We start from the raw sequence: 22889 nt of genomic DNA, 5'->3' as shown, positions 1-22889 counted from the left end.
CCAGGCTTTATGCCTCGATCTGCTCGACTGTCCGACCCTCGGTTACCGCTTTCGTCACCGCTTTGGTGTCGGCGGTGACCGAGAATAGGCCCTCGAGCACCGTCCCGGCGATGTCCGGGGTGCTCTTCCAATCGCCGTATGTCTTGAGCGTGAACGCCGGATCGGTGTGCCCCAGCAGAGCGGCCACGGCGACGGGAGACTCACCGTTGAGGAGGAGGTTGGTCGCGTAGGTGCGCCGGAAGGCGTGGGGCGTGGCCCACTCGAGGCTCACGGCTTCGTGGTCGAACGCCTTGCGGAACCTGTTGTGAATGTTGGACGTGTCGCGGATGGTGCCACGCTCCGAGGGGAACACCAGCCCCAGGGGATTCCAGGACTCCTCGAGGCGAGCGCGCTCCCGATCCTTCACCTTGCGGGCCTCGAGGACCGATGCCAGCGCCGGGGCGATGGGGACAGTGCGCATACCGTTCGCCGTCTTGGTGTGCGGCTGGAGGTACAGGCCCGTCCCTTCCTTGCGGACCACCGTGGCGGCGACGGTCACGGATGGACGAGAGCCCTTGAGATGGACGTGCTCCCACGTGAGCGCCAGCGCCTCACCGATGCGAAGGCCCGTCCCGAACATCACCAGGGCGATGTCGACCATGCTGTTGCGCTTCGCGACCTTGCTCCCCTCGAGGTGAGCGAACAGGCGGGCGATGTCCTCCCTCGAGAGTGCCCGCTGATGATCCGTCTCTGCGCGCAGTTCCTTGCCCTCGGCCTTCGCCTTCGCCTCGGCCTCGAGGCGCAGACGGTCCTCCGTGCGACGGGAGCGCTTGACCTTCCCCAGGCGTGCAGCAGGGTCAGCGGTCACGACGCCGTAGGCGAGGGCGCGACGGTAGATGACGCCCAGCAGAGACCCTGCGGTGTGTGCGGCACCGTTGCCCCGCGTGTTCGCGATGTCCTGGAGCCAGTCCCGCAGTTCGCCGTGCGTGATGTCGTCCAGGCGGCGACCGTCGAAGCGGTGCCCCGGCTCGAGGAAGTACCTATCCAGCGCCTCGCGATAGATGCGCTGGGTGCCGTCCGAGTAGTCCGCATCATCGCTGAGCACGTACTCGCGATGGTTCTTCGCAAAGGCCGTCCACTCCCGAGGGACGCCCGCATATTTGCGCGCCTCGGCCTGTTCCTCGGCCTCGGCCACCAGTGCGTCGATGCGGTCCTGGAGCGCCTGCTTCGCCTTCGTGGGAGTGCTCGCCCTTGAGCCCTGCACTTGCTTGGTGACGCCCTCGGCGATGCCCGCTCGGGCGCGTGCCTGGTAGGTGTCCGCGCCCGGGACCTTGCGCGTGATGGGGCCGGACTCGAGCTTGGTGCCCTCGGCATCGAAGGCGGTAACGATGATGTTGCCGGGCTTTCCCGGTCGAAGTGGTGTGCGTGCCATGGCTCGAGACTAGACCAAAGCGGTGACGGATTGCAAGTGCTCGAGTGGTTTCGAGGTCGCCGGCCTCGAGGTGGGCTCGCGCCTACGGCGAGCGCAGCAGGGTGCAGCCGATGGCCCCGCCGGGCCGTAGACGCGACGGCGTGGCGCAGGTGGACCCGAGGGCCAGATGCACCCGTGCTCCGCTCCAGCGTTGACCCGTCCCAGCGTTCCGCAGACGTGAGGGCTCGAGCCTCTGTGCGCCCGTTCAAGCGCCCTCCCGATGCAAGGTGGACCCGACGGCGGACGAGCGTTCCGAGGTCGCTCTGAGGGCCAGGAAACGGCTCCTGGAGCACGTCCAGCAGGGCGTCGCGCTCGCCGCCGGCCCCACACCCCAGGGGGATGACCCCCTAGGCGCGATTCCTCCCCCCGGAGCGCCCCAGCAAGCCAGGATCGCTACGGGTTCCAAAGTCGACGGGATCGCACACCTAGAGGGCGTCCGTGCAGGTGGGAGCAGGTGGGCTAGAACCTTCACAAACTTTTTACCATGCTGACAGAAAGATGTTGGCGGGGACCGAGGTGGAGCAGGGCGGCGACCGGGGCAAGGGCAAGCGCCTGGTGCTGGTCCCTTAACGCTAGCGATGCATCCCGGATCGGCGGTGCCCGGCGGCAGCCGGGGCACCTGCCGTGCGGGCGGCATGTCCTAGCGCCTGGAGCAGAGACCAGATGAAGAGAGGGCGAGGACCAGGCGAAGGGCAAGGCCTTGCGCCAGGCGCTAGCGCTACCCGATTCCTCCTCTGGTGGTCGCCGCCGGGCGAGCCCCGCTAGGGGCGCAGCCCGTCATTCTCAGGGGCCAACTGGTAGTGCACTGGTAGTGCACTGGTAGGAGGGGCGTGGCGCCCCTGACCCTAGGGGCGTGGCGCCCCTGACCCTAGGGGCGTGGTGCCCCTCCCCCCCGGTGCTCTGAATTACCAGGGGGAGGGGCGTGGTGCCCCTGACCTCTACCCCCACTCGGGAAGGGTGAGCCTGTACGCCGTCGGCACGTTGCCCCCGATGCTGGAACCCTTGCGCGTGACGACGACGTACCCCTTCCGGGCGAGTGACGCCAGCAGCTCGCGCACAGTCCGCTGAGCGTTGGCCCCGGTGTAGCCGAGGTCATCGGCCAGGCGGGCGTGCCCTGGGTGTGCGTTGGTGAGGTCAGCGTTGGCGTACGTCTCCAGCATCCCCAGCGCCACATATTCGGTCCGGGTGATCTGGTGGTCACCGCTCCCGATCCGCCCCCGCAGCGCCTCCCTGAACTCGAACTTCCGCGGCGTCTTTCCCCTCGGCCTCGGAGTGGTCGCCGCCTCCGCTCTCGGCGGCGCGGGTGCAGGGCTTACGGGCGCAGGCTCGGGCGTCGTGTCCACCTCGGGTGCCGGGGTGGCGACGGGCGCATACTCGATGATGCGCCAGCCGTTGCCCTCGGGGTGAACGTCCCAGCCGTCGCCCTCGGTCGCGGGTACGTGCCGGTGGTGGTCCCGGTCTACGATGCGCGCCGGTCTCCCGTTCCAGTCGATGTCATAGACGTTCGCCCCAGCGGGGGAACCGTTCGTGAGCATGGATCAGCCCTTCCTGAGCGTGTAGGTGTTCGCGAGAGTGGAGCCGTACTCGTCCACGTTCCTGCCGATGGTGAGCAGGCCCCGGTCCTCCAGTCCGTGCAGGCGCTTACGCACCGTGTACCGTGCGCTCCAGCCGCACCGCCTTGCGAGGTCACCGTGCGTCGTGGTGACCTTGCCCGAGCCGTCGTCCAGCTCGCGCAGGACGTACAGCAGCAGGCGCTCGCCGGGGTGCATGTCGGTAGTCGCCCCGCTCATGCCGCGCTCCTCTCTAGTGCCGCCTCGGTCACCTCGTGCCCCAGGGCGGTGACCTCGAAGGTGCAGGGGCGGCGCTGGTGATCCGGTCCGTTGCGATACACGCGGACTAGCCCGTGCCGCTCCAGCGAGCGGATGTCGTTCCGCATGCCGCTGTGTCGTCGCCAGCCCAGCGCCGTGGCGAGGTCCCGCTGAGAGACGGTCACCTTGCTCTCGTCGTCCACGAGGAAGCGGAGAGCGCGCAGGACTTGCCGCTCGCGGGGGAACAGGTCCACGCTCACGCCTCCCTCCACTCCAGCAGCACACCGGCCAGGATGACGACGCGCTCCCTGGAGGGAGTTGCGGCGGCGACAGAGTCCCCGATGGCATCGGCCCAGCGGTCCAGCTCTCCGACCTCGGCGACGTAGCCCGCAGCAGTGCTCATCCCGCGCAGCTCCTGGAGTGCGCCGCGCACGTCACCGCCCGTGGAGAGCGAGAGCTCGACCACCTGGTGCCGGTGCTCGGGGGTGCCCTCGACGGGGCCGACCTCGGTCACCTTCCGGCCTCGGTGCCTGTCCCCGAGGGCCACACGAGCGGCCTGCTCCTCGCGCCCCTCGATCAGCGGCACGAAGGGGAACACCTCGACGGAGTAGACGCCCGAGAGGACGGTCGTCCCGTCGCTCAGAGACGCCTGTCGCACCCTCTGCTCGATCTTCCCGAGGTCCGCGTGGGCGGCGCCGGTCGTGCTGGTGCTCGCGCCTCGCTCCACCATCTCGGGAGCCCACACGTCGATCCGCTGGGAGACCTTGGCCCCGCCGGCCGACCAGCCCAGTTCCTCCACCTCCAGTGCCCCGAGACGGTAGGTCACGTGCTCCGGCCCCACGGGAGGGACGACGCCCTGGTGCTCCACCAGGGCCGCGCCCGGGTAGTTCCTCGTGGCGTGGCGCAGCAGGGCCTCGGAGACCTCGGCCTCGGTCGCCTCGGTCAGCAGGGCAGGGGTAGTGGTCTTCGAGGTGGTGCTCATCGGCGGGCCTCCCGGATGATCTCGTCGGTGTTCGCGGTGACGGTGACGAAGTGCTCGCCCCCGACCACCAGTCGGCGCGGGTGTCCGTACTCCCCGCCTCCCATGAGGACGGGAAGCGTCGGGTCCGCCTGCTCCTCGATCAGCCCAGCGCGGCGGGCGGTGCCGATGTGCTCGGTCAGAGTGGAGTTGTACGCGGTGACCGCCTCGGCGTACTCGGCGAGCAGAGAGCGGATGCCCTCGACGGTCGCGGCACGCTTGACGCTCAGGGCCTCGCGCTGGGCGTGCGGGTCACCGATCTGCTCGGCGAGGACGAAGGACTCGTGCACCTTCCTCGCCTCGACCTCGTGGGGCCGCTGAACCTCCAGCCATCGCCGTTCTGCCGACAGTTCCGCCTCGGCCTGAATGGCCCGCAGGGCGTCGTAGTCCAGGTCTCCGGCGACGGCCTTGCGCTGGTGCTCCTCGACCTCCAGGGCGAGCGCCTGCTCGCGCTCCTCGTGGGCCTTGACGGCACCCTGAATCTCGGCCAGGCGCTCTCCGGCGATGGTGCTCGGCTTCTTCTTGCTCATCGGTTCTCCTCGGTGGTGGTAGGTGCAGCCGATCCGGTGAGGATCAGCCGCGTGATGGTGGAGTCCTCCCGTAGGACTCCCTGGGCGATGCAGTGGGACAGTGCAGTCCGCACCTCGGCCTCGCACGCCTCCCCGTCGGGCTGGTCACGGTGCGCCAGCGCTCGTCGTAGGCCGACCTTCGTGCTCGGCTCCCAGACGCCCGCCTCGTCGGCGTGGGCGATGGTGAGGACGTGCAGCAGATGGGCGCGGTACGGTCGCGCTTCCCGCTCGCGCCAGGCGGTGATGTGTGTCGTGATGTCCAAGCGGACTCCTTGAATCCGGGCATGCTCGCGCCCGGGTAGTTCGGTGGCGAGGGAGTCGGACGCTCCGCGTCCGCTCCCGACGGAAGTAGGTGCGGAGCACCTGCCTCCCTGTGGTGTGGAGCAGGTGCCGCCTACGCGGCGACGGGCACGACGGTGGGAGTGCTCGCCTCTGACGGGCCGCGAACGTCGCGCCGGGGTCCGTAGTGCCAGACGCCCTGCGCGGTCCACCAGTCCCGCTCCCTCCCAGTGCTCCGAGGCTCCAGGCAGTAGCGGGCATCGCCCGGCCCGCGACGGTGGCGCATGAATGCGTCTTCGCCCGAGAACGTCTCGTGACAGCCTCCGCAGTGCCAGAGCCGGGGACCGCTCCGGAGCTTCGTTCCGCACGTGCACCGGGACTCGGTGGGAGCGCCGTCCAGAAGGTGACCCCACTCGTGCCAGGAGAGCTGTCCGACGTGCTCCGGCCTACTGGTGCCCTCGGCGCACTCCTCGCACTCAGCGCGGAGACGGGACAGCGCCTCCCTGTAGGGCGTGGAACGCTGGGCGGGGACAGCACTGGGAGTCCCTGTGGGCGGCTCCTGGAGCATGGCCCCGATCTGCTCTCGGGTGGCTGTAGGGCCGGGCTCTCCCAGCGTGTGCCCGGTGCCGTTCTCCAGCGCACGGAGCGCCTGGAGGTGCGTGGGGAAGTGGCCCAGCACGTTGCCTCCGAGGGCGACGGCGTAGGTCTCCGTGGTTTCGTCCCAGGCGATGCCTGAGTGCAGCTTCTCGATGTTCACGCGGCTTCCGATCCCAGGGCCTCGATCCACTCCAGGCAGTCTGACTCCCGGTAGCGCACAGCGCGTCCGATCTTGACGAAGCGGGGACCCTCCCCCTGGCCTCGGGACCGCATGTTCTGGAGGGTGGCGACGGCCAGCCCGGTGAGGTCGGAGACCTGGGGCGTGGTGAGCAGGCGGTCACGGACCGCAGGGGCGTAGGTGATATCCATGGTGTTCCTTCCGTGGGGATGAGAAAGGCCCCGGGCGCTGGAGTGCGCCGGGGCCTGGTGTGCAGCAAGTCGTGGGGACGGACGCCATGCGTCCGTTGTCGTGAGGGCATGGAAAAAGCGCCCCCGCTGGTGCGGAAGCGCTGGTGTGGGTGGAGTGGCCGGGGCTCTCTGCGACCCCCTCTACCTATATAGAGTCCGCCCGAGGTGGGGGTACTCCTGCAAGGAACGGTCAAATCGCGATCACGAAGCGATAACAGTAGAGACCTCGGTCCGCCTGGAGTCCGGTAGGGGGCGCTCCAGTGAGGTCGCCCTCTACTTAGATAGTCACTGTTGGAGGTGGGGGTACTCCTGCAAGGAACGGTCAAATCGCGATAACGAAGCGATAACAGTAGGGGCCTCGGTCCGCTTGGAGCCCGGCAGGGAGTGCCCCAGTGAGGTCCCTCTACCTATATAGAACGGGTGCGAGGTGGGGGTGACTCGCAAAGCCTGGGCAAAAGCGGATCACAAAACGATAACGGCCTGGCACTCCAGCAGACACAGGCACGGGTGCCAACCTCGAGCGCCCCGCCCCGCTGGGGCCTCGCGCAACGTCCAGCGGCGACCGCAAACCGAGGTGCCGACGCCAGCAGCAGGGCGACGCGGGCGCACCTCGGCATGCGTCAATCTGGGGCTTGACCAGCGCGAACGCCCGCAGCAACGATGGCGTCATGACTACTGAGAACACCCTCGCCCACACCATCGTGATCCCCCTCGGCGTCGTGGACGCCCGTGCTCGCGTCCACCAGGACGGCACCGTACGACTCCTCGGGCACCGAGGCCACCCTCTGCCCCGTCGCCTCGTCACAGCGGCGTGGGGAGTCCTCTCCACATGGATGATCGACCGGGACGGCGAAGATCCGGCGTCCGGTCAGACGATGGTCGATCCCGTCGCCTGGCAGGAGATGTTTGCCCACCGACTCCAGGGCGCGGTGTAGGCCCGAGGCCCGCAGCAGGACTCCTCCACAACGCAAGCAAGGCCCCTCCCGGCGATCTGCCGGGAGGGGCCTAGTCGTGTGGGCTCCAAAGTGGTGACGACTCGAGCGTGAACGCTTTCGTCACCGCTTTGGATCGCGGAGTGCCTCGAGGTGGGGGAGGGTGTGGGCTAGAACATGCAGGTCATCGTGAATCCCGGGGAAGTGCAGGTTTCGCCAGGTTTCCCTCTCTGGCAAAACAGGTGGTTGCGGGTTCGATTCCCGTCTCCAGCTCTCAGGAGAACAGCCCCTCACCACGGTGCATCGCACCGCGTGGTGAGGGGCTGCTTCGTGCCCGGAGTCCTCGAGTTCAGTCGCCTCAGAAGGTCTCGTAGGTGACCTTGTTGGCCATGAAGCCCTTGCCGGTCATGGTGTTCCAGCAGGTCATGCCGTCGAAGTGGCTCGTGCAGGCCATATCGCCGTAGACGGCACTGTCGTCGTACTCGAGGGTCTGCGCCCCGTCGCTGAGGAAGGACGAGCCGCAGGCGGTCGCTGCATCGCCGTCGGCCACCTGGATCGAGAAGGGGCCGTCCTCGCAGTCCTCGAGACCCGCCTCGCTGAAGTCGCGGTCCACCAGGGTGCAGGAGACCGTGTCCTCCTCCAGCAGGCAGGAGATGTTGCCGGTGGGCGAGCGCAGCTCGGTCATCTCCTGCGCGCCTTCGGGGGCGGGGGAGACGGGGTCCTGGCTCGGCTCCTCCGTGGTCTCCTCCTCGGCGGGCTCCTCGGAGGGTGCCTCCTGCGCCGTGGTGGAGCTGTCCCGCTGGTACTCGTCCTCATCACCGGCCAGCAGGGCACGGCCGCCGAGGGCCAGCACCACCATCAGCACCAGCGCGAGCAGCAGGCAGCCGCCGCAGGCGAACCAGGTGCGGCGTGAGAAGCCGGAGCCCTCGTCCTCCTGTTCGGCACCGGCCGGCGCCGGGCCGACGGGCGCCGCGCTGATGGGCGCCGACGCTCCGGGAGCGACAGCAGGAGCTGCGACGGCGGGGAATGCCGCCGTCGGCGCGGCAGAACGCTCTGCAGCGGCCGGACCGAGCGGGACCACACCCGCATCCTGCGAGATCCGCACGGACGAAGACGCCGACGGAGCGGATGAAGCAGATGGAGCAGACGAAGAGGCCGGAGCGTCCGGTGCGGCGGGCTCAGGGGACGATGCGGCCGCCGCGGAGCTCCCCCACAGCGAGGCGTCGTCGAAGTCGCCCCAGGCGGAGACGGCCTCGGCATCCTCCGGTGCAGGCTCGGGCGGGGGAGCGGGAGAGGGGTCGTCGTGCGCGGCGGGCTCGTCCGGCACCACCGGGTGCAGGGCGGTCGGCTCGAGATCGTCTTCGTCTGCGCCCTCGTCTGCGATCTCGTCCGCGGCGCAGCCGCTCTCATCCTCCGGAGCTTCCAGGCTCTGCTCGTAGGCCTTCTTCGCCCAGGGGTTCGTGGCCAGGATCCACTGCCGCGCCACGTCGGGGCAGGAGGGGTTCAGGACGATCAGCCTGTGCAGCTGAGGGTGCTTCTCGGTGAGCTCGAGCAGCCGTTCCGGGCTGGTGCTCGGGTCACCGGCCTCCTGTGCCGCTGAACGACTTCCTGTCACCGGATTCTCCCTTCGTCACGCGTCGTCGGCCGCCCGTCGGTGCTGGACGGCCGCCGCCCCCGCCTCGTGCGCAGGCGTCGTGCCGACCCTCGAGAATGGCATACCGCCCCCGGGACGGGCACAGGAGCGCCCGCTGACCGGACGCAGATCACGCGGTTCCGTCGGGGTGTGAGGGGGAGTTCTCCCCATGTCGCTCGGGGGCCGTCGCCGGTAGCGTCGCCCTGGTCAGCGCGGTATGTGTCGCGGGGTGGAGGAGCACGGCGGGCGCCCACAGTGCCCCGTCGGAGGGGGAGGACGGCATGGTCATCTGGAAGGGCTGGGGGATCCTCGCGGTGGTCTACATCGCGCTGTGCGCCGGGCTGCTCGGCGGCGCGGCGGGCGGGGCGCTCGTGGGCGAGCAGGCCGTCCCGGTGACCGTCGGGATGGGGTTCGTGCTCGGCGGTGCGCTGACGACCCTGCACGGCTGGCACCTCAACATTGCCCGGCCCAGGTCGAAGGCCGCCGACTGGGAGGCCGTCGAGAGGCCGCGACTGGTGGCCGCGGCCGCCCGGGGCGCGCTCGTGGTCGACAATGTCCAGCCGCGGGATCGGGCGGAGGCCGACGCGATGATCGAGGACGTCGTGGCCCGTGGCCGGACGGTGATCGGCCGCCACGGCCCCCACTCGGTGTTCTGGATCCCGATGGAGGTGATCGGGCTGCTCGCCGTGGCGGGCGGCCTGCTCCTCGCCGTGTACGGCGGGGTCATGCTGGTCACCGACTGATCGCCGTGCGGCGCCCCCCGGGTCAGAAGATGCGGGGGCTCGATACGCGCCCCGAGTCCGGGATGCGCCAGTCCACCGGCGCCGCCCCCTGCCGCTCGAGCAGGGCGTTCGCCTGGGAGAACGGCTTGGAGCCGAAGAATCCGCGCCGGGCCGACAGCGGGCTCGGGTGGGCGCTGGCGATATGCGGCACCTCGCCGAGCAGGGGGATCAGCGACTGCGCGTCACGGCCCCAGAGGATCGCGACCAGCGGCCCGCCCCGCGCCACCAGGGCGCGCAGCGCCAGCTCGGTCACCTCCTCCCAGCCGCGGCGCCGATGGGAGGCCGGCTCCCCGGGAGCGACCGTGAGCACCCGGTTCAGCAGCAGCACCCCCTGCTCCTCCCAGGCGCTCAGGTCCCCGTGGGAGGGCCGGGCGATCCCCAGATCGTCCTCGAGCTCGGTGAAGATGTTCGTCAGCGAGCGCGGCAGCGGCCGCACGTGCCGCTCCACCGCGAAGGACAGCCCGATCGGATGCCCTGGCGTGGGGTAGGGGTCCTGGCCCACGATCAGCACGCGCACCTGCGCCAGCGGGCGGGTGAAGGCGCGCAGGATCTGCTCACCCGCGGGCAGGTAGCCGCGACCTGACTCCACCTCCTCGCGCAGGAACGCGCCCAGCTCATGGAGCCGGGGCTCGGCGGGGGCGAGGGCCTCGGCCCAGTCCGGAGCGAGCAGATCGGTCAGCGGCGCAGGCATGAGGCCAGTCTCCCATCGGGCCCGGACCCGGCGCGTCCGTCGGACCCGTGCGGTATGGGCCCGTACTGTGGAGACCATGCCCACCGACCCTGCTCCCGCGGACGACACACCCGCCGTGATGTCCGATGCCTCACTGCCGGGACCGCAGGGCGGGCTCAGCGCGCGGGACCGTCGGATCCTCGCCCTCGAGGGCCGCACCTTCCGCTACGTCGGCGCGAAGGAGCGGGCGATCCGCGAGGAGATCGGACTGTCCAAGGTCGCCTATTACGTGCGGCTGAACGCGCTGCTGGACGATCCCGCCGCGCTGCGCGCCGCCCCGTCGGTGGTCAACCGGCTGCGCGACCGGCGCACCTCCCAGGACGGCCCCGCGGAGGCCGACGGGGACCACCGCGTCGCCTGAGGCAGGCCTCTCCAGGGCGTGTGCTCCGCCCCCTCTCCCGGCGGAGCAGGTTTAATGGGGCCGTGGCTGATTCCCAGTATCCGTACCCCCCGGACCGTTTCGACGACGAGGCGGACGCCGTGTCCTTCCATGGCGCCCACCGCGCCGAGCTGCCGTTCTGGCGGGAGAACCTGCTATACATCATCATCATCGGCGCCGCCGCGGTGCTGCTGGTCGTGCTGCTCTTCTTCATCGGCGGCATGGGTGGCGGCGGTGGCGACGATCGCGCCGAGGATCCCACCAGCGCCGCCGAGCAGAGCGAGGAGGAGTCCGCCGCCGAGGAGACCGAGGCGGAGGAGTCCGAGCCCGCTCCGGAGCCGGACCTGTCCACCCCGGTGCTGGTGGTCAACGCCGGCGGCATCAACGGGCTGGCCGGCAGCTGGCAGGAGGCTCTCGAGGGCGAGGGCTGGGAGGACGTCAGCGTCGCCACCGCCGACAACCCCCAGCAGGAGCCGGTGGTCTTCTACCGCGACGAGGCGGACCTCGACACCGCTCAGGCGCTCGCCGAGCGGGTGGGCGCCGGCGAGGCGCGTCAGAGCGACGAGTACGACGCCGCCGTGACCCTGATCGCCGTGGCCGAGCCCGGCGACGCCCCCGAGGGCGAGGGCGACGAGGGCTGATCCCCCGGGGCCGGACGGCCCGAAGCGTGTCCGCCCACGGCGGAGAGTTAGCACTCTCCGCCGTGGAGTGCTTATGATGATCTGGCACTCGATGATCGAGAGTGACAGCGCCTCGCGCGCCCGATCTCCCGCGCAGCGGGTGCACGTTCGGCAGGCGGTCCGCCGTCCTGTCGGCCACACACATTCCGGCCCCGTGAGGGGGACGGTGCCGTGGGACATGAACACGGTGCCGGCTCTCGTCCGTCGCGGGCACTGGGTCGGGTGGACACACACCACACGGGAGAGATTCCACAATGGCCAAGCTCATCTCTTACGACGAGGAGGCCCGGCGCGGTCTCGAGCGGGGAATGAACCAGCTCGCCGACGCCGTCAAGGTCACCCTCGGCCCCAAGGGTCGCAACGTCGTGCTCGAGAAGTCGTGGGGCGCCCCCACCATCACCAACGACGGCGTGTCGATCGCCAAGGAGATCGAACTCGACGATCCCTACGAGAAGATCGGCGCCGAGCTGGTGAAGGAGGTCGCCAAGAAGACCGACGACATCGCGGGCGACGGCACCACCACCGCCACCGTCCTCGCTCAGGCCCTGGTCAAGGAGGGCCTGCGCAACGTCGCCGCCGGCGCCAACCCGATCGCGCTCAAGCGCGGCATCGACAAGGCCGTCGCCGCGGTCTCGGAGACCCTGCTCTCGCAAGCGCACGAGATCGAGACCAAGGAGCAGATCGCCTCCACCGCAGCCATCTCCGCCGCTGACCCGGCCATCGGCGAGCTCATCGCCGAGGCGCTGGACAAGGTCGGCAAGGAGGGCGTGATCACGGTCGAGGAGTCCAACACCATGGGCCTCGAGCTGGAGCTCACCGAGGGCATGCGCTTCGACAAGGGCTTCATCTCGCCCTACTTCGTCACCGACGCCGAGCGCCAGGAGACCGTGCTCGAGGATCCCTACATCCTCCTGCTCTCCTCCAAGGTGTCCTCGGTCAAGGACCTGCTCCCGCTGCTGGAGAAGGTCATCCAGGCCGGCAAGCCGCTGGCGATCATCGCCGAGGACGTCGAGGGCGAGGCCCTCGCGGTGCTCGTGGTGAACAAGCTCAAGGGCTCCTTCAAGTCCGTGGCCGTCAAGGCCCCCGGCTTCGGCGACCGCCGCAAGGCGATGCTCGAGGACATGGCCATCCTCACCGGTGGTCAGGTCATCGCCGAGGAGGTCGGCCTCAAGCTGGAGACCGCCGGTCTTGAGCAGCTCGGCCAGGCCCGCAAGATCGTCGTGACCAAGGACGAGACCACCATCGTCGAGGGCACGGGCGACGCCGACCGCATCGCCGGTCGCGTGTCCCAGATCCGCGCCGAGATCGAGAACTCCGACTCGGACTACGACCGCGAGAAGCTCCAGGAGCGCCTCGCGAAGCTGGCCGGCGGCGTGGCCGTCATCAAGGCAGGTGCCGCCACCGAGGTCGAGCTCAAGGAGCGCAAGCACCGCATCGAGGATGCCGTGCGTAACGCCAAGGCCGCTGTGGATGAGGGCGTCGTCGCCGGTGGCGGCGTCGCGCTGCTGCAGGCCGGTGCCGAGACCTTCGGCGGGCTCGCCCTCGAGGGTGACGAGGCCACCGGTGCCGGCATCGTCAAGGTCGCCATCGAGGCGCCCCTGAAGCAGATCGCGGTCAACGCCGGCCTCGAGGGCGGCGTCGTGGCGGAGAAGGTCAAGGGCCTCACCGTCGGCCACGGCCTGAACGCCGCGACCGGCGAGTACGAGGACCTAGTCGCCGCCGGCATCATCGACCCGGTCAAGGTCACCCGCTCTGCGCTGCAGAACGCGGCGTCGATCGCGGGCCTGTTCCTCACCACCGAGGCCGTCGTGGCCGACAAGCCGGAGCCCGCTCCGGCCGGCGGCGGCGACGACATGGGCGGCATGGGCGGCATGGGTGGCATGGGCGGCATGATGTGATCAGGGTGAACCCCTGAGCAGATCGCTCCCACCCGAGCGCTCGACGGGCCCCGATCCTCTCCGGAGGGTCGGGGCCCGTTCGCGTGCGCGCTCTGCTGTTCCCTCTGCTGATCCGAGGCTCCTCCGCGCTCAGACCAGGAAGATCGGGATCACCCCGGGGTTGTGCGCGTGGACGATCGCGAGGAAGACCACCACGTCGAACAGCAGGTGCACGATCAGCACGTACAGCAGCGAGCCGGTGCGCGAGAACAGCCAGCCCTGCAGCAGCGCGAAGGGCGCGGTCAGCAGCGGCCCCCACTCCTGATAGCCGAGCTCCCACAGGAACGACACGAAGATCACCATCTGCAGCAGGTTCGCCGTCCATACCCCGAAGTGGCGCAGCAGCAGCGCGAAGCAGGTGCAGATGAAGAACAGCTCGTCCCACGTGCCCACGAAGTTCACGCCCACGAAGAAGCGCGCGAGCGCGCCCCCGTCGGTGATGTGGGGCCAGTTCTCGTAGGCGCCGGAGGAGATGAAGTAGTAGGGCAGGATCAGCCATCCCAGCACCGGGACGGCGATCAGGTACCCGATCTGCCAGCGGTTCCACCGCTCGCCGTTGAGCCAGGGGAAGCGGATCGCCCGTCGGCGCAGCACCAGGCGATCCACCAGCAGCGGCGCGGAGACGGCGAGGAGCAGCACGGTGCCGATGGTGAAGAACCGGTCCCAGTCCACATCGGCCTTCACCGAGGTGGTCGAGACGATCGTGATCCCGAGGCCGATCAGCGACAGATCCTTGCCGAGCTCTCGCGAGACGAGGAACGCCCCCACCAGGCTCAGCGCGAGCAGCGCGTGGCCCCAGCCGGCCAGCTGGAGACCGAACAGCGCGAACGCCGAGGCGGAGACCCCGGCCGCCGGGAGCAGGCCGAGCCGCGGCGTGCCGGTGTGCTCGGGGCGCTCGGCGGCAGCGGGGGCGGTGGCCATGCCCCCAGCATGACAGGGCGCCCGAGACCTGGGACACATCTCACGCACAGCGCACCCAGATCGAGGCGCGGCAACGTACGGCAACGCGTGAGACCGGTTTCCCGCTCGCTGGCACGCTGTCGGAGATCGATCGCGATGCGACCGGGCGCCGATGCCTCATGGTGTGACGAGGAGTCGATCGGCGGCCCGGCGCAGGGCCCCGCCACGCATCGCCTCGACCACGGAGCGTCCGCGCGCCGCGCCCTGCCGGGCCCGGTGAGCGCGCACGCGACTCCGTGCCGCTGAGTCGTCGCGGCCCGGAGAGACCCATTCGAGGAGGAATGCAGTGCGAACACCATCGTCCAGCCGGCGGAGAGCCTCACGCTCGCTCGCCGGGTCCCGTCCTGACGCCGGGGGAGGGCTGGGGCGCCGCCGCTTCCTGAGCTCCCTGCCCGTGCTCGGCGCGGGTGCTGCCCTGCTCGGCGGCTGCGCGACCCAGGAGGGTGCGGTCACCGGCGTGGACCGCGTCCTGTCGATCTCGCTGGGGCAGGCGGAGTCCCACCCCAGCTACGGCTCGCTGGTCTCCTTCGGCGAGCGCATCGCCGAGGCGACCGACGGGCGCTACGGCGCCCGCGTTTACGCGAACAACTCGCTCGGCGATCAGCAGGAGACCGTGCAGCTGGTCTCCGACGGCGCCATCGACATGGCCGTCATCTCCGGCACGCAGATCGAGAACTCCTCGCCGCGCTTCCTGCCGATGAACGTGCCGGGCGTCTTCGACGACATCGACCACCAGAACCGGGTGATGCTCGACGAGGCGATCGTGGGCGAGCTGTTCGCCTCCCTCGAGCCGCAGATGCGCCTGACCGTGCTGGGCGGCTATACCCAGGGGAGCCGCCACCTCTACACCGCGCAGGGGCCGATCGAATCGGTCGAGGACCTGGCCGGGCTGAAGATCCGCGTGCAGGAGTCGGAGATCTTCCTGCGCCTGATCGATGCGATCGGCGGGGTGCCCACCCCGATGGCCTACAGCGAGGTCTACACCGGGCTCCAGGCCGGTGTGCTCGACGGGGCCGAGAACAACGAGGTCTCGTACGTGACCCAGCGCCACTACGAGGTGGCCGGCCACTTCACCCTTACCAACCACCTGATCGGCTTCGACTTCCTGCTGGCCAATACGGACCTGCTCGAGGAGATGGATGAGCGGGACGCCGAGGCGCTGCGCGCGGCCTGGGCGGAGACCCAGAGCGAGTTCGTCGAGATCTGGAAGCAGGAGACCGAGAAGATGACCGCGCAGATGCTGGATCGCGGTGTGACCATCACCGATCCGGATCCGGAGGTGTTCGCCCCGCTCATCGAAGAGGTGGGCCTGTCGATCCTCGAGCACCCGGACGACCTCGCGCTGTACGAGGCGATCCGCGCCGCCGCCGAGGGAGGGGATGCGTGATGTGGACGATCCGTCAGGGGCTGCTCAGCGCCCTGAAGCTGCTGTGCATCGTGCTGTTCTCGGTGCTCGTGCTGGTGGTGGTGTGGCAGGTGTTCACCCGCCAGGTGCTCGGTGACCCGAGCCCCTGGACCACCGTCACCGCCCAGTACATGTTCGTGTGGCTGAGCCTGTTCGCCGCGACCCTCGTGTTCGGCGAACGCGGCCATATCGCCGTGGACGTGCTCGCGCAGCGCGCCCCGGGCGCCGTTCGTCAGGTGCTGGTCGTCGCGGTGCAGGCCTGCACCCTGGCCTTCGCCGTCCTCGCCATGATCTGGGGCGGTCTGCGCGGTGTCTCGATGTCCTGGGACCAGGTGATCCCCGGCTTCCCGTTCACCGTGGGCCACATGTACCTCGCGCTGCCCGTGGCCGGCGTGATGATCGCCTTCCTCGCCCTCGAGGATCTCCTGCTGGCGGTGCGCGGCGATGAGCTCGCCCCGCTCGAGGAGACCGACGACGAGGCTGCGGAGCGCGCCGGCGCCGCCGCCGCGGCGGCGGTGACCCAGGGCTCGCAGGAGTCCTCGCTCCCCGAGGCCGAGCCCACCACCGACACCGAGAAGGAGCGCTGATCATGGATCCCGCAATGCTCGCCGGGATCATCCTGATCGTCGGCATCCTCATCCTCATCGCCCTCGGCGCCCCCATCGCGATCGCGATCGGGCTGCCCTCCGCGGTCGCCCTGATCGCCGTGATCGGCATCGAGCCGGCCGTCTTCGTCTCCGCCCAGCGCATGTTCATGGGCGCGAACTCGTTCTCCCTGCTCGCCATCCCGTTCTTCGTCCTGGCGGGGCAGCTGATGAACACCGGCGGCGTGGCCGCCCGTCTGATCGACGCCGCGAAGGTGCTGGTGGGCCGGATGCCCGGCTCGCTCGCCCAGACCAACGTGGTCGCCAACGCCCTGTTCGGCTCCGTCTCCGGCGCCGCCGTGGCCTCGGCCGCGGCCGTCGGCGGCATCCTCGGCCCGCGCCAGCGCAAGGAGGGCTACGACCCGGCCTTCGCCGCCGCGGTGAACGTGGCCTCCGCGCCGTCGGGCATGCTGATCCCGCCCTCGAACACGCTGATCGTCTACTCGCTGGTCTCCTCGACCTCGGTCGCGACCCTGTTCGCGGCGGGCTACGGCCCGGGCGCGGTGTGGATGCTGGCCTGCATCGCGATGGTCTACCTGATGACCAGGCGTCGGCCCGAGCTGGTGGGCAACGACAACGGCGCCGCCCGCGGCGAGCTGACCCTCGCCATGGCCGTGCGCACCCTGCTCGCCGCGGTGCCGGCGGTGTTCATGATGGTGATCGTGATCGGCGGCCTGGTGGCCGGGTTCTTCACTGCCACCGAGTCCGCGGTGATCGCCGTGGTCTACTCGCTCGTGCTGGGCCTGATCTACCGCGAGCTGACCGTGAAGAAGCTGCCCGCGGTGATCCTCGCCGCGACCCGCACCACCGCCGTGGTGCTGCTGCTGATCGCGGTCTCCGGTGTGCTGGGCTGGGTGCTCGCCTACGCGACCATCCCGCAGTTCATCGCGAGCGCGCTGCTGGGCGTCTCCTCCTCGCCGATCATCGTGCTGCTGCTGATGATGCTGGCACTGCTGATGGTGGGCATGTTCATGGATCCCACCCCGGCGATCCTGATCTTCACGCCGATCTTCCTGCCCGTCGCCCTCGAGCTCGGGGTGGATCCGATCCACTTCGGCCTGATGATGACGTTCAACCTGTGTCTGGGCACGATCACCCCGCCGATGGGCGTGATCCTGTTCGTCGGCGCCAGGGTGGGGCGGATGAAGGTGGAGCCGGTGATCAGACGCCTGCTGCCCTTCTACGTGCCGCTGGTGATCGGTCTGCTGCTGATCGTGTTCGTCCCGCAGATCTCTCTGTTCATCCCGGATCTGCTGGGCATGTCCAGCGAATGATCCAGAGGTGGGGAGGGGCCGTGGCGCATGCGCGACGGCCCCTCCTCATCTCCGGGCCGGGAGCGGTCTGCTCACAGCCCCCACGCCTGGGCGAGCAGCTCGAGCGCATGCAGCCGATCGGCGGGATCGAAGTAGTAGGCGGTGAGGATCAGCTCGTCCGCACCGGTCGCGGCGACGATCTCCTCGAGCTGGCGCACCACGGTGGACGGCGAGCCGACGGCCCGGATCGACAGCGTCTGATCCACCTGCGAGATCAGCTGGTCCGGGGCGACCTCCTCGAGCGGTCGCGGCGGCTGGATCTTTCTGCGCTGCCCGGTCACCACGCCCAGGAACATCTGCTGGAGGGTGGTGAACTGGTGCTGCGCCTCCTCGTCGGTGTCGGCGATGACGAGGTTGACGCCCACCATCGTGCGGGGCGTCTCGAGCTGTGCGGCGTCGGCGTCCGGGTCGAAGTTCTCGCGGTAGACGTCGAGCGCATGCAGGTACTGGAAGGGCGCGAAGTGGGAGGCCACCGAGAAGGGCAGCCCCAGCTGTGCGGCCAGGCGCGCGCCGTTGGCGGTCGAGCCGAGGATCCACATCGGCACCTCGGTGCCGCGGGCGACATCCGCGTGGATCGGCACGTCCCCGGAGCCCTCCTCGCGGGACCAGTCCCGCATCTGCTCGACAGCGGCGAGGAAGGCCGAGGGCTCCGCAGAGGTGCGGGCGAGCAGCTGGGCGGTGAGCTGATCGGTGCCGGGGGCGCGACCCAGGCCCAGGTCGATGCGGTCGCCGTGGAACTGCACCAGGGTGCCGAACTGCTCGATCACCGCGAGCGGGGAGTGGTTGGGCAGCATGATCCCGCCCGAGCCCACCCGAATGCGCTCGGTCAGCGAGGCCGCCCGGTCGATCAGCAGCGAGGTCGCGCTCGAGGCGAGGCTGTTGGTGTTGTGGTGCTCCGCGAACCACAGCCGTTCGTAGCCGAGCCGGTCGGCCGCCCGGGCCGCCTCCATCGAGGCATTGATCGCCTCGCGAGTGGTCATGCCTTCGGAGATGGGGACGAGATCGAGCAGCGACAGCGGCACATGAGGAGTGTTCATGCTGTTCAGGCTAGTCATGGGCGCTGCGCGCGGGGGAGGGGCGGAGTGAGAGGTTCCTGACCGCTGTCCAGGGAAGTTCCGGCCTCGCCGGGGCGTTCTGCAGGGCATGAGGCTCTCCCTGCTCGATCGTTGTCGCACCCGCCGCGGCCATCTGCCGTCGGCCGCCCTGGGGCACACCCGGGACCGTGCGATCGAGGCCGAGCACCTGGGCTACGCACGGTTCTGGGTCGCCGAGCACCACGCCGTGCCGGGGATCGCGAGCGGCTCACCGGCGGTGCTGCTGGCCGCGATCGGCAGCCGTACCCAGCGGATCCGACTGGGCTCGGGAGGGGTGATGCTCCCCAACCATCGCCCGCTCGTGGTCGCCGAGCAGTTCCTGATGCTCGAGGCGCTGTATCCGGGACGAATCGACCTGGGGCTCGGGCGGACGCTCGGGTTCACCGCCCCGGTGCGTGAGGCGCTCGGACGCACCGAGGCCGGCACGGAGTCCTTCGCCCACGAGATCGCCCAGCTGCGCGAGCACCTCGAGGGCACCGCCGCGCTCACCGCGCAGCCTGCGGGGACCTCGGCGCCCGCGGTGTTCGTCCTGGCCACCGGCAGCGGCATCGACACCGCCGCCGCCCTCGGGCTGCCGGTGGTGATCGGCGGGCCGATGCTGGACTCGCCCGAACTCGAGGAGCGCCTGGCTGGCTACCGTCGGCGCTTCAGGCCGCACCGCGGCAGCGCCCCCGAGGTGATCCTCTCGCTGGACCTGTTGATCGCGGACACCGCCGAAGAGGCGCGGGAGCTCGCCCTGCCCGAGGTCTGGGCGATGGCCCGCTCCCGCACCACCGGGCTGTTCGAGGCGCTCGAGAGCGTCGAGCAGATCCGGGCCGCGCGCCCCAGCGAGAAGGAGGCGGCGAGGGTGGAGAAAGGTCTGGTCCGCGCCGCCGCCGGCACTGATGGAATGGTGAGGCGCCGGCTCGAGCAGCTCGTCGAGCGCACCCGGGCCGACGAGATCCTCTCGAGCGCTTCGACATACGACCGCGAGGCGCTCGCCGCGTCCGACGCCCGCCTCGCGGCCCTGCTGCGCTGAGGGTGGATCAGCCCTTCACCGCGCCGGAGACCATCCCCTGGACCACTGCACCGAGCACGGCGCCTGATCACTCCTCGGGCGGCCGCGTCGGATCGTGGTCGTCGCCGTGGATCGGCACGTGCTGCGCGGGGATGTCCTCGTAGGAGGCGGGGTCGGAGATCGGCTCGAGGTGGGTGAGCACCGTGAGGTCCGGCAGGCAGCCGTGCAGCTCGTCCTCGAGCTCCTCGATGTAGTCGTGGCCGCGCTTGACGGTCCACTCGTCGGGCACCAGCACGTGCACGTTCATGTATTTCTGCTGACCGGCCTCGCGGGTCTGCAGGCCGTGGAAGGTGACGGTCCCGTCGGTGCGCCGGCGCAGCACCTCGGTGATGATCTCGTGGTCCTCGTCCGGCAGGGCCTTGTCGAGCAGTCCGGACACGGATTCGCCGAGCAGGCCGATGCCGGTGACGATGATGTTGACGCCCACCGCGAAGGCGATCAGCGGATCCAGCCGCTCCCAGCCGGTCAGCGCCACCAGCGCCACGCCCAGCAGCACGCCGGCGCTCGTGATCACGTCGGTCATCAGATGCTTGCCGTCCGCCCGCAGCGTGATCGAGTTGTGGGCCTTCCCAGCCCGTAGCAGCACCACCGCCACCCCGCCGTTGATCAGCGAGGCGATCACCACGATGACCAGGCCGAGGCCGAGGTTCTCCAGGGGGCGCGGATTGATGAACCGCTCGACGGCGGTGACCATGATGACCGCCGCGGCCACGAAGATCATCAGGCCCTCGACGGCCGCGGAGAAGTACTCGGCCTTCGCTCGGCCGTAGAGGAAGCGCTCGGTGGCGGGGCGCGCGGCGACGGTCAGCGCGATCAGCGCCACCACCGCGGCGACCAGGTTGACCGTCGACTCCGCGGCGTCGGAGAGCAGTCCGACGGAGTCTGTGAGCGCCCAGGCGCCGGTCTTCAGGGCGATGGTGAGGATCGCGGCGACGATCGACAGCCACGCGAACTTCCGCAGATCGGTCTTGGGGGACGCCGCACGGGACCGACGGCGTCTCCGCCTCGTCGGTGCCCGCCCCCGCCGTCAGGGAGCTCAGCTCACGCGTCAGTCCACGCTGCGGGTGGGCTCCGTCTCGATCGGCAGTCCGGCCTCGCGGTACGCGCGGAAGCCGCCCACCAGATCGGTGGCACGGTGGAAGCCGAGGTCACGGAGGTCACGGGCCGCGAGGGAGGAGTAGTACCCCTCGTTGCAGACCACCACGACCAGGTCGTCGTGCTCGGGTCCGGCCGGCATCCGGTGCGTGCTGCCCGGATCCAGCCGCCACTCGAGCACCAGGCGCTCCATCACGGTCGCGCCCGGGATGTGCCCCTCGGGCACGCGGGTCGCGGCCGAGCGGAGGTCGATCACGTGCGCGCCGTCGGCCTGCGCCTGCGCCAGCTCAGCAGGAGCGATCCGCTGCACCCCGCGACGAGCGGCCTCGAGGATCTCCTCGATGCTGTGCTGTGCAGGGGCGCCGCGGCGACGGCCGGACGAGCCGGCGTCGCTCATCGCCGGCGGCCGGAGGAGAAGGCGGCGAGGCCACCGCCGACGGAGTTCCCGCTGCCGGCACCCTCGGAGCTCGTGGAGTAGCGGGCCGGGGCGCCCTGGCGCTGACCCTGACGCTGGCCCTGACGCTGGCCCTGACTCGATGCACCCGACGAGCCGGAGCCCTGGCCGCGACGACGGCTGCCGCCGCGTCCCTGGCCGGTGCTCTCGGCGGGGTTCTCCGAGCCCTGGCCGCCGCGTCGGCCGCCGCCGGCCTGGCCGCCCGAGCGACCCTGGCCGCCCCGGCCCTGCCCGCCGGACCGGCCCTGCCCGCCCGGCCGGCTCTGGCCACCGGAACGGCTCTGCCCGCCGGACCGGCCACGGCTGCGACGCTCGCCGTTCAGGCGCGCCTGATCCAGCTCCGGCTCGGGCTGGCGCGGCTCGTGCGTGGCCACGCGCTCGCCCGGCGCCAGCTCCGTGAGCACGGGGCTCGTCGCCTGGACCTGCTGGTGGTAGGTGGGGGTGATGCCAGCCTTGCGCATCAGATCGCTGACGTCCCGCTTCTGCTCCGGGGTCTGCACGGTGATCACGGTGCCGGACTCGCCCGCCCGGGCGGTGCGGCCCGAGCGGTGCAGGTACGCCTTGTGCTCGACAGGCGGATCGGCGTGGACCACCAGCGCCACCTCGTCCACGTGGATGCCGCGCGCGGCGATGTCGGTGCACACCATCGTGGTCGCGGTGCCCGAGCCGAAGGCCTCGAGGTTCCGGGTGCGGGCGTTCTGCGAGAGGTTGCCGTGCAGGTCCACCGCGTCCACGCCGCGCGCGCTGAGCTTGCGGGCGAGGTTCTTCGCGCCGTACTTGGTGCGCGTGAACATGATCGTTCGGCCCGGCGCGGCGGCGAGATCCCGCAGCACGTCGAATCGGGTGGCCGAGGAGACCTCGAGCACGTGGTGCTCCATCGTGCCCACGGGGCTGGTGGCCGGATCGGCCGAGTGGGTGACGGGCTGGTCCAGGAACTCCTTGACCAGCTTGTTCACACCCGAGTCGAGGGTCGCGGAGAAGAGCATGCGCTGACCGTCGCGCGGGGTCTTGGCGAGGATCTTGCGCACCATCGGCAGGAAGCCCATGTCTGCCATGTGGTCGGCCTCGTCGATCACGGTGATCTCGACGCCGCCGAGGTCCACGTGGCCCTGGTTCATCAGGTCCAGCAGGCGCCCGGGGCAGGCCACGAGCACGTCCACGCCCCCGGCCAGCGCCTTCACCTGCGGGTTCTGTCCCACGCCGCCGAAGACGACGGTGCTGCGCAGCCCGGCGGCCTGCTCGAGGGGCGCCAGCGACTCGGCCAGCTGCGAGGCGAGCTCGCGGGTGGGCGCGAGGATCAGCGACCGCGGTCGACGGCCCACCCGCCGACGCGGCTGCTCGATCAGGCGAGCCACCAGCGGCAGCAGGAAGGCGTAGGTCTTGCCCGAGCCGGTGCGCCCCCGGCCCAGCACGTCGCGCCCGGACAGGGAGTCCGGCAGCGTCGCGGCCTGTATCGGGGTGGGCTCGGTGATGCCCCGCGGCGCGAGGGCGCCGATCAGGACGGAGGGCACGCCGAGGCGCGCGAAATCAGGGGTGGTCACGAAGGTGATCCGTTCTCTGTGCTGCAGTCCTGCCCGGGGCGTCGGAGGGCGACGTCGCACAGGGCGGCTCTCCTCCGCCGACGCTGTCACCGGGGCGGAGCCTGCCGGGACCTGTGCCGCGGCG

General features: G+C 70.3%; 25 protein-coding genes. 9 read left to right on the top strand and 16 right to left on the bottom strand.

The window, feature by feature from the left end:
* Positions 1–7: 7 nt before the first annotated feature.
* From BN4251_RS08360 to BN4251_RS08320, 9 genes are all read right to left on the bottom strand, one after another.
* Complete coding sequence (locus tag BN4251_RS08360) at positions 8–1411, bottom strand: tyrosine-type recombinase/integrase (RefSeq protein WP_087484648.1); 1404 nt, start codon at positions 1409–1411, stop codon at positions 8–10.
* Positions 1412–2388: 977 nt separating this feature from the next.
* Entirely contained in the window at positions 2389–2985 is a 597-nt protein-coding gene (locus BN4251_RS08355) for a hypothetical protein (RefSeq protein WP_087484647.1), read from the bottom strand.
* Positions 2986–2988: 3 nt separating this feature from the next.
* Complete coding sequence (locus BN4251_RS08350) at positions 2989–3240, bottom strand: helix-turn-helix domain-containing protein (RefSeq protein WP_087484646.1); 252 nt, start codon at positions 3238–3240, stop codon at positions 2989–2991.
* Positions 3237–3518 (bottom strand): hypothetical protein, encoded by a 282-nt coding sequence (locus BN4251_RS08345; protein WP_087484645.1) that lies wholly within the window; start codon positions 3516–3518, stop codon positions 3237–3239. Before BN4251_RS08345 ends, BN4251_RS08350 begins: the two co-directional genes overlap by 4 nt.
* The gene (locus BN4251_RS08340) at positions 3515–4240 is read right to left on the bottom strand and encodes a hypothetical protein (RefSeq protein ID WP_087484644.1); all 726 of its coding nucleotides are present in this window, start codon (positions 4238–4240) and stop codon (positions 3515–3517) included. The genes BN4251_RS08345 and BN4251_RS08340 overlap by 4 nt, the downstream gene beginning before the upstream one ends.
* The gene (locus tag BN4251_RS08335) at positions 4237–4806 is read right to left on the bottom strand and encodes a hypothetical protein (protein WP_087484643.1); all 570 of its coding nucleotides are present in this window, start codon (positions 4804–4806) and stop codon (positions 4237–4239) included. The genes BN4251_RS08340 and BN4251_RS08335 overlap by 4 nt, the downstream gene beginning before the upstream one ends.
* The gene (locus BN4251_RS08330; protein WP_087484642.1) at positions 4803–5108 is read right to left on the bottom strand and encodes a hypothetical protein; all 306 of its coding nucleotides are present in this window, start codon (positions 5106–5108) and stop codon (positions 4803–4805) included. The genes BN4251_RS08335 and BN4251_RS08330 overlap by 4 nt, the downstream gene beginning before the upstream one ends.
* 131 nt (positions 5109–5239) lie before the next feature.
* On the bottom strand, positions 5240–5692 hold the full coding sequence (locus BN4251_RS18985) for an FDXHR family putative zinc-binding protein (protein WP_425426202.1): 453 nt from the start codon (positions 5690–5692) through the stop codon (positions 5240–5242).
* Positions 5693–5877: 185 nt separating this feature from the next.
* The gene (locus BN4251_RS08320; protein WP_087484640.1) at positions 5878–6090 is read right to left on the bottom strand and encodes a helix-turn-helix transcriptional regulator; all 213 of its coding nucleotides are present in this window, start codon (positions 6088–6090) and stop codon (positions 5878–5880) included.
* A 707-nt stretch (positions 6091–6797) separates the two neighbouring features.
* Between BN4251_RS08320 and BN4251_RS08315 the strand changes: the two genes are divergently transcribed.
* Positions 6798–7064, top strand: coding sequence for a hypothetical protein (locus BN4251_RS08315; RefSeq protein ID WP_087484639.1), 267 nt, complete (start codon positions 6798–6800; stop codon positions 7062–7064).
* Between the two features lie 355 nt (positions 7065–7419).
* Here BN4251_RS08315 and BN4251_RS08310 read toward each other — a convergent pair whose 3' ends face one another.
* Positions 7420–8676: a variant leucine-rich repeat-containing protein gene (locus BN4251_RS08310; RefSeq protein WP_087484638.1), complete on the bottom strand. Its 1257-nt coding sequence runs from the start codon at positions 8674–8676 to the stop codon at positions 7420–7422.
* Between the two features lie 299 nt (positions 8677–8975).
* Here BN4251_RS08310 and BN4251_RS08305 point away from each other — a divergent pair, with 299 nt between their 5' ends.
* Positions 8976–9437 carry a hypothetical protein gene (locus tag BN4251_RS08305; RefSeq protein ID WP_087484637.1) on the top strand — a complete coding sequence of 154 codons (462 nt, stop codon included), beginning with the start codon at positions 8976–8978 and terminating at the stop codon, positions 9435–9437.
* 22 nt (positions 9438–9459) lie between these two features.
* Here the strand turns inward: BN4251_RS08305 and BN4251_RS08300 are convergent, their stop codons facing one another.
* On the bottom strand, positions 9460–10167 hold the full coding sequence (locus BN4251_RS08300; RefSeq protein ID WP_087484636.1) for a uracil-DNA glycosylase: 708 nt from the start codon (positions 10165–10167) through the stop codon (positions 9460–9462).
* Between the two features lie 76 nt (positions 10168–10243).
* Here BN4251_RS08300 and BN4251_RS08295 point away from each other — a divergent pair, with 76 nt between their 5' ends.
* From BN4251_RS08295 to groL, 3 genes are all read left to right on the top strand, one after another.
* On the top strand, positions 10244–10567 hold the full coding sequence (locus BN4251_RS08295; RefSeq protein WP_170931892.1) for a DUF3263 domain-containing protein: 324 nt from the start codon (positions 10244–10246) through the stop codon (positions 10565–10567).
* A 62-nt stretch (positions 10568–10629) separates the two neighbouring features.
* On the top strand, positions 10630–11226 hold the full coding sequence (locus tag BN4251_RS08290; protein WP_087484635.1) for a LytR C-terminal domain-containing protein: 597 nt from the start codon (positions 10630–10632) through the stop codon (positions 11224–11226).
* 293 nt (positions 11227–11519) lie between these two features.
* Complete coding sequence (gene groL, locus BN4251_RS08285) at positions 11520–13163, top strand: chaperonin GroEL (protein ID WP_087484634.1); 1644 nt, start codon at positions 11520–11522, stop codon at positions 13161–13163.
* Positions 13164–13292: 129 nt separating this feature from the next.
* Here the strand turns inward: groL and BN4251_RS08280 are convergent, their stop codons facing one another.
* A complete protein-coding gene (locus BN4251_RS08280; RefSeq protein ID WP_087484633.1) occupies positions 13293–14123 on the bottom strand; it encodes a CPBP family intramembrane glutamic endopeptidase in 831 nt (276 codons plus the stop codon).
* A gap of 325 nt (positions 14124–14448) precedes the next feature.
* Between BN4251_RS08280 and BN4251_RS08275 the strand changes: the two genes are divergently transcribed.
* Genes BN4251_RS08275 through BN4251_RS08265 form a run of 3 tightly spaced genes read left to right on the top strand, consistent with a single transcriptional unit; the run spans position 14449 to position 17485 of the window.
* The gene (locus tag BN4251_RS08275) at positions 14449–15549 is read left to right on the top strand and encodes a TRAP transporter substrate-binding protein (RefSeq protein WP_245810257.1); all 1101 of its coding nucleotides are present in this window, start codon (positions 14449–14451) and stop codon (positions 15547–15549) included.
* Positions 15549–16154: a TRAP transporter small permease gene (locus BN4251_RS08270; RefSeq protein WP_087484632.1), complete on the top strand. Its 606-nt coding sequence runs from the start codon at positions 15549–15551 to the stop codon at positions 16152–16154. The genes BN4251_RS08275 and BN4251_RS08270 overlap by 1 nt, the downstream gene beginning before the upstream one ends.
* Positions 16155–16156: 2 nt before the next feature.
* Positions 16157–17485 carry a TRAP transporter large permease gene (locus BN4251_RS08265; RefSeq protein ID WP_087484631.1) on the top strand — a complete coding sequence of 443 codons (1329 nt, stop codon included), beginning with the start codon at positions 16157–16159 and terminating at the stop codon, positions 17483–17485.
* Positions 17486–17556: 71 nt separating this feature from the next.
* Here BN4251_RS08265 and BN4251_RS08260 read toward each other — a convergent pair whose 3' ends face one another.
* Positions 17557–18561, bottom strand: a complete 1005-nt coding sequence (locus BN4251_RS08260) for an LLM class flavin-dependent oxidoreductase (protein WP_087484630.1) — start codon at positions 18559–18561, stop codon at positions 17557–17559.
* A gap of 106 nt (positions 18562–18667) precedes the next feature.
* On the opposite strand from BN4251_RS08260, the gene BN4251_RS08255 reads away from it, so the two are divergent.
* On the top strand, positions 18668–19636 hold the full coding sequence (locus tag BN4251_RS08255) for an MsnO8 family LLM class oxidoreductase (protein WP_087484629.1): 969 nt from the start codon (positions 18668–18670) through the stop codon (positions 19634–19636).
* Between the two features lie 67 nt (positions 19637–19703).
* On the opposite strand, the gene BN4251_RS08250 is transcribed toward BN4251_RS08255, so the two are convergent.
* The 3 genes from BN4251_RS08250 to BN4251_RS08240 form a co-directional block, all read right to left on the bottom strand.
* Complete coding sequence (locus tag BN4251_RS08250) at positions 19704–20600, bottom strand: cation diffusion facilitator family transporter (protein ID WP_483861826.1); 897 nt, start codon at positions 20598–20600, stop codon at positions 19704–19706.
* Positions 20601–20723: 123 nt separating this feature from the next.
* Positions 20724–21167, bottom strand: coding sequence for a rhodanese-like domain-containing protein (locus tag BN4251_RS08245; RefSeq protein ID WP_087484627.1), 444 nt, complete (start codon positions 21165–21167; stop codon positions 20724–20726).
* Positions 21164–22765: a DEAD/DEAH box helicase gene (locus BN4251_RS08240; RefSeq protein ID WP_087484626.1), complete on the bottom strand. Its 1602-nt coding sequence runs from the start codon at positions 22763–22765 to the stop codon at positions 21164–21166. Before BN4251_RS08240 ends, BN4251_RS08245 begins: the two co-directional genes overlap by 4 nt.
* Positions 22766–22889: the final 124 nt, after the last annotated feature.

Origin of the sequence: Brachybacterium massiliense (genome assembly GCF_900184245.1) — a bacterium.
GTDB classification, from domain to species: Bacteria; Actinomycetota; Actinomycetes; order Actinomycetales; family Dermabacteraceae; genus Brachybacterium; species Brachybacterium massiliense.
The sequence above is the reverse complement of the archived record's forward strand: the minus strand, read 5'-3'. Positions and strand labels throughout refer to the sequence as shown.

Coding starts and splice junctions, on each gene's coding strand:
- BN4251_RS08305 (WP_087484637.1), top strand. CDS start 8,976: ATGGTCATCTGGAAGGGCTGGGGGATCCTCGCGGTGGTCTACATCGCG.
- BN4251_RS08320 (WP_087484640.1), bottom strand. CDS start 6,090: ATGGATATCACCTACGCCCCTGCGGTCCGTGACCGCCTGCTCACCACG.
- BN4251_RS08335 (WP_087484643.1), bottom strand. CDS start 4,806: ATGAGCAAGAAGAAGCCGAGCACCATCGCCGGAGAGCGCCTGGCCGAG.
- BN4251_RS08265 (WP_087484631.1), top strand. CDS start 16,157: ATGGATCCCGCAATGCTCGCCGGGATCATCCTGATCGTCGGCATCCTC.
- BN4251_RS08280 (WP_087484633.1), bottom strand. CDS start 14,123: ATGGCCACCGCCCCCGCTGCCGCCGAGCGCCCCGAGCACACCGGCACG.
- groL (WP_087484634.1), top strand. CDS start 11,520: ATGGCCAAGCTCATCTCTTACGACGAGGAGGCCCGGCGCGGTCTCGAG.
- BN4251_RS08260 (WP_087484630.1), bottom strand. CDS start 18,561: ATGAACACTCCTCATGTGCCGCTGTCGCTGCTCGATCTCGTCCCCATC.
- BN4251_RS08255 (WP_087484629.1), top strand. CDS start 18,668: ATGAGGCTCTCCCTGCTCGATCGTTGTCGCACCCGCCGCGGCCATCTG.
- BN4251_RS08355 (WP_087484647.1), bottom strand. CDS start 2,985: ATGCTCACGAACGGTTCCCCCGCTGGGGCGAACGTCTATGACATCGAC.
- BN4251_RS08270 (WP_087484632.1), top strand. CDS start 15,549: ATGTGGACGATCCGTCAGGGGCTGCTCAGCGCCCTGAAGCTGCTGTGC.
- BN4251_RS08350 (WP_087484646.1), bottom strand. CDS start 3,240: ATGAGCGGGGCGACTACCGACATGCACCCCGGCGAGCGCCTGCTGCTG.
- BN4251_RS08300 (WP_087484636.1), bottom strand. CDS start 10,167: ATGCCTGCGCCGCTGACCGATCTGCTCGCTCCGGACTGGGCCGAGGCC.
- BN4251_RS08295 (WP_170931892.1), top strand. CDS start 10,244: ATGCCCACCGACCCTGCTCCCGCGGACGACACACCCGCCGTGATGTCC.
- BN4251_RS08340 (WP_087484644.1), bottom strand. CDS start 4,240: ATGAGCACCACCTCGAAGACCACTACCCCTGCCCTGCTGACCGAGGCG.
- BN4251_RS08245 (WP_087484627.1), bottom strand. CDS start 21,167: ATGAGCGACGCCGGCTCGTCCGGCCGTCGCCGCGGCGCCCCTGCACAG.
- BN4251_RS18985 (WP_425426202.1), bottom strand. CDS start 5,692: ATGCTCCAGGAGCCGCCCACAGGGACTCCCAGTGCTGTCCCCGCCCAG.
- BN4251_RS08360 (WP_087484648.1), bottom strand. CDS start 1,411: ATGGCACGCACACCACTTCGACCGGGAAAGCCCGGCAACATCATCGTT.
- BN4251_RS08315 (WP_087484639.1), top strand. CDS start 6,798: ATGACTACTGAGAACACCCTCGCCCACACCATCGTGATCCCCCTCGGC.